4 protein-coding genes are annotated in these 4,770 nt (G+C 51.1%); 1 reads left to right on the forward strand and 3 read right to left on the reverse strand.

Annotated elements, in window-relative coordinates; genetic code table 11:
- Nucleotides 1-107 precede the first annotated feature (107 nt).
- On the forward strand, nt 108-527 hold the full coding sequence (gene tnpA, locus FD07_RS11580) for an IS200/IS605 family transposase (RefSeq protein ID WP_057161952.1): 420 nt from the start codon (nt 108-110) through the stop codon (nt 525-527).
- Nucleotides 528-628: 101 nt separating this feature from the next.
- Here the strand turns inward: tnpA and FD07_RS11585 are convergent, their stop codons facing one another.
- The 3 genes from FD07_RS11585 to FD07_RS11595 all read right to left on the reverse strand — a co-directional run bounded on the left by FD07_RS11585 (nt 629) and on the right by FD07_RS11595 (nt 4,444).
- Nucleotides 629-1,774, reverse strand: coding sequence for a hypothetical protein (locus FD07_RS11585; RefSeq protein WP_020090492.1), 1,146 nt, complete (start codon nt 1,772-1,774; stop codon nt 629-631).
- A 210-nt stretch (nt 1,775-1,984) separates the two neighbouring features.
- On the reverse strand, nt 1,985-3,115 hold the full coding sequence (locus FD07_RS11590; RefSeq protein ID WP_020090491.1) for a glycerate kinase family protein: 1,131 nt from the start codon (nt 3,113-3,115) through the stop codon (nt 1,985-1,987).
- 24 nt (nt 3,116-3,139) lie between these two features.
- Nucleotides 3,140-4,444: a GntP family permease gene (locus FD07_RS11595; protein WP_020090490.1), complete on the reverse strand. Its 1,305-nt coding sequence runs from the start codon at nt 4,442-4,444 to the stop codon at nt 3,140-3,142.
- Nucleotides 4,445-4,770 lie beyond the last annotated feature (326 nt).

Consider the following 4,770-nt stretch of genomic DNA (forward strand, 5'->3'; position numbering starts at 1 on the left):
TGTCTTCGCCATAAGTTACCACCTCCTCTTGCTTGATGGTATCATAGCATATGAGCATACTGTATCCATAACAGAACGGTTTATAATAATATTTATGGAGGACTCATATGAGAAAAGATGTTGGCGGAGTAATTCACGAACGAGGTTATGTTTACAACTTTCATTTTCACTTAGTCTGGGTCACTAAATACCGACATGAAGCATTTACAACGCCAAAGCTTGTCACCGAGATGACCGACATTCTAACGAAAATAGCCCGACTGAACGAAGTAACCATTGAGCAAATGGAAGTAATGCCTGACCATATTCACTTACTACTAAGCTTTAAGCCCAAATACGCACCAACTAATGTTGTCAAAGCCTTCAAGGGCGGTTCGGCTCGCTTATTCTTTGAATTACACCCAGAAATAAAGGCTCAGAAGTTCTGGGGCGGACATCTCTGGTCTTCAAGTTATTTCATGAGTACTCTGGGCGATATGAGTAAGGAAACTGTAGAAAACTACATTGCCAGTCAGCGAAAGGCATAGTGGCATTCATCCCTTGCTTGAAAGCAAGGGAATTCTGCCTAGCTTATATTAAAGTAAACACCAAAAATTCCGGGACACGTTGTCTCGGAATTTTTTTATGGCTATTTAAAGGTTAACCGCATCACTTCTGGCCCCCGGTTCAAGAGCACATAGGCTTGCCCACTACCGGTAAACGACAGGCCTTCGAACTCGCGGCGACTGGCAAAGACCGTTGCTTTTACATCTTTAGGCTTAACCCTACCGCGGTTCAACTTCGCTAACGGTACGGAAGAAATCGCGTCGTCGCTGACAAAGTAGAGTCGATCACTCTTGGCATCGTAAGCAATCGACTGGTGTGTCTGCCCGGGCCGATACTTCAGCCCCTGCATGACCAGCTTGAAGTGGACCCCCTTCTTAGAAATGGTTCCCCGGTAAACGCGTAGGGCGCGCTTACCACTATAACTGCTGAAGTAGGCGTACCCACGCTTATCAAACGTGAGTGTACTGTTGACAGCTATTTTAGCGCCAGTCTTATTGACCAGCCGATAGTCGACCGTCTGAACTGGCCGCAAGGTACGGGGTGAGACCCGCACGGCACTCCCATACCGGCCATCCTCGCCACTCGTCCGGCTCAACCAGAGCTGTTGCGTCCGCGGGTTCAATGCCAGCGATTGCCCATGGCCTAAATCAAACGTGGGACCAATCCGCATGGCCGTCATCACCGTTTTCTGCCGGGCGGTCACCTTCCCTTTAGAATAGGCATTAGTTGCTCGGCGGATGAGCGCCATGTTACCCGTAGTTGCACCAAATTTCTGCCGCAACTTCGCCAGATCATACTTCACGATCCATCCGGTACTCGTGGTTCCCGTTTTCAGATAGCCCACGTAAGCGGTTCGACCGTTCTTTGTTAACACCAGGCTTTGGGGATTACCCCAATCGCCGGAGCGGCGAACCGTGATCGGCAGGTAGAGGTCCGTCGTCAAGGTTGCCGGTGCATTCCCTCGGCAAGTTTTATAGGTCGCTGGCCGTGTTTGAAAGGTTCCCTGGCGCTGATAGGTCGCCGACCAAGCATACGTCTTGGGCCGCATCACGTATTCATCTTTATTCCGAACCCACTTTAACTTTTGAGTTTGATAATTGCCGAGGGCATACTTTGTTTTAATCGTACTGGCCGCATGCGCCGACGGTACCGGTCCCAGGCCCCCAGCCACGACGCCCCCGAAAAGCATAAGGCACCCCGTAATGGCCCATTTGATTCCCTTAATCATCTGAACTCCCCCTCAACTGCTATACAATCAATTGACACGTGGTATAAATCGTCAATCGGTCTCTCTAGTTTCAATGGTACCACTTTCAAACAATTCGGCACCAAAGGAATGGTTAAGACTGAGCAATTTGATGGGTTACTTAAATTATTGTTTGGAAATTACCAAAAGGGGGACTGCAACCACCGTCACAGTCCCCCGCCTTAACTAAGACTATTTAATAACCCGGGCAATATTCTCCGCCGTCCGTGCCAGATTTTCCTGACCGGTCGCAATGGCGGTCGGCAGATCTACAATGCCCGGTAGGATGCCGAAGATAGCATCGATACCAAGATCGTATAGTTGGTCAATGCCTGCTCCAACGTTACCGGCAACTCCGATTACTTTGGCATTGGGACTAGCGGCCTTAACCGCTTGGGCCGTCCCCATGGGTGTCTTGCCATATTGGGTCTGGAAGTCGATGGCACCCTCACCAGTGAAGGCATAATCGGCATTCGCAGCTCGTTCCTTAAGATGAGTTTCATGAACTACGATCTCCACCCCCTTTTCCATGTTGGCATCAGTAAACGCCAGCAGCCCCGCACCTAATCCACCAGCGGCACCAGCACCCGGAAAGTCAGCCAAGTCCTTGCCCAGCGTTGCCTTGATGACCGCAGCGTAATGGGTTAAGTTCGCATTCAGTACCTTGACCATCTCCGGTGTGGCACCCTTCTGTGGGCCAAACACCGCGGCAGAACCAGTTGCTCCCACCAACGGATTAGTCACGTCTGAAGCGATGCGCACCTTGGTCTGCGCCACCAGTGGATCTACACCACTCACATCAATCGTTGCAAGATCGGCCAGACCACCGCCACCACGAGAGATGGGGTTACCAGCGGCATCGCGGAATTTAACGCCCAGAGCTTCGGCCATCCCCTGACCCCCATCGGTCGTGGCACTCCCGCCAATACCGATGATGATTTCCCGGGCGCCGTGATGCATAGCATCCAGCATGAGCTGGCCCGTCCCATACGTGGTCGTCACCAGTGGATTCTTCGTTTCATCATTCACAAATTGAATGCCACTCGCCGCCGCCATTTCAATGACTGCGGTCTGCTGGTCACCCAGTAGACCATATTCAGCGGAGACCGTCTCGCCCAAAGGGTTCAAGACGGTGGTGCGACGAAAGCTCCCCTGCGTGGCGTCGACTAGGGACTGGACCGTCCCTTCGCCACCGTCCGCCATTGGCACAATTTCATAGTCGGCATCGGGAAAGACCCGTTTTAGCCCCGTATGAATGGCTTCAGCAGCTTGTTTAGCCGTCAAACTTCCCTTAAAAGAATCGGGAGCAATCACAATTTTCATAATCTCGTCATCCTTTCCGTCACGCTAGAACAGCGTAAACATCACGACACCGACGATGGTCATCGTCAGCCCCACGGCCGTTTCGTAAGGAACCGACTGCATCCGTTCCTTTAACGTCATGTTCATGGCGTTGGCGGTCACGTGGAAGTAGTTCCCCTGTGGCAAGTGGTCGATGACCGTGGCCCCAGTGTGAACCATCACAGCAGCTGCCAGTGGCGCCGTTCCAAAGGCCAAGATGGCTTTACCAAAGGATCCGGTCGCCAAAATAACCCCAGTCGAGGTGGAAGCCGTTGCGGCCGCCATCAGAATCCCGGCAATTGGTGCCAAGAACGTTCCGGAAATCCCGGAGATCTTAATCAGGTGAACGATAGCTGCCGGCAGTGTCGAGGTGGTGATCAGCCCCCCGATTGCACCAGCACCAATCAGAATCAAAACGACGTCGGTCATGCGAGCCATCCCCGCCTTGGTGTAAGCCAGAACCTGCTTTCCCTGATGCATGGCGAGCATGCCGATCAGCCCAGCCAGTGGCAAAATGTACATCGCATCCACGTTGAACTTTTCAAGAAAGCCAATGTGTAAGACGTTTCCGACCGGATTCATAAGCAATAAAATCACAGCTAAGAGCGGTGCCACGATGGCCGTTCCTAACGATGGCAGGGTCGTTGTTTCCTGTTGATTGCCCTGTTCCTGGTTGGCCGCAACGTCAGCCATAGTCGCAATCGTGCCGTGGTGACGTAACAGGCTGGCAATCAGCACCGTGGCCACTAATCCAAAGACGGCCGGGATAAAGTCTGCGACCATCAGTTGGCTAAGCTCCAGGTGAAACCCATGGGCTGCAGCAATCGTGTTCGGGTTTGGCGAGATGATGTTTCCGGCCTTTCCCCCACCAGACAAGGCAACGAGCAGTGCCAGCTTAGAAATCTGCATCCGACTCCCCACTTCGAGGGCAATCGGAGCCACAATCAGAACGGCAACGGGGATGAAGACCCCCACAGCCGTAATGATCATCGTGGCTAAAGCCAACGACAGGATGGCCAGACTCTCGCCGAACTTATCAACGATCCCACGAGCAATGGCGTTCGCCGCTCCGGATTCCATCATGACCCCGGCAAAGACGCCGGCAGCTAAGACCCGGACAACGGTTCCCATGACACTTTGTGAACCTGTCACAACAATATTGACGGTCTGTGTTAAACTAGCACCACCAATCAGTGCACCCACAATCGTTCCCAATAATAGAGAATAGACGGGGTTTAACTTCCGTAAAATCAAAATAATAGCAAGGGCTAACCCAATAAGGGCCCCAATCCAGCTAACTGAAACAGTCATTCTCTTCACGCTCCTTACGCCAATAAGTGAATTGCGTAACTAACTTTTTGAACCTGTAGAATTATACAACAACCTATTTCACAATGAAAGCGTTGATTATCCTTCAGTTGGTTAATTATATAGGAAGAGTTACGAAGTTTTGCCCCCACTAGTCGCTAATATGAGAGCGTCACCTTGTTGATATATCACCATTTATCGACTAATGGATTGGAGCATTCCTAACCACGGGCACACCAGATGCAATCGTTTTCCTCTTTGCTCATTTATTAACGATAAAGTTTTTTAGCCTTATACAGATACTAAAAAGGTTCTAAAATATCTGTTGT

The sequence above is a fragment of the Levilactobacillus parabrevis ATCC 53295 genome (genome assembly GCF_001434055.1).
Taxonomy (GTDB): Bacteria; Bacillota; Bacilli; order Lactobacillales; family Lactobacillaceae; genus Levilactobacillus; species Levilactobacillus parabrevis.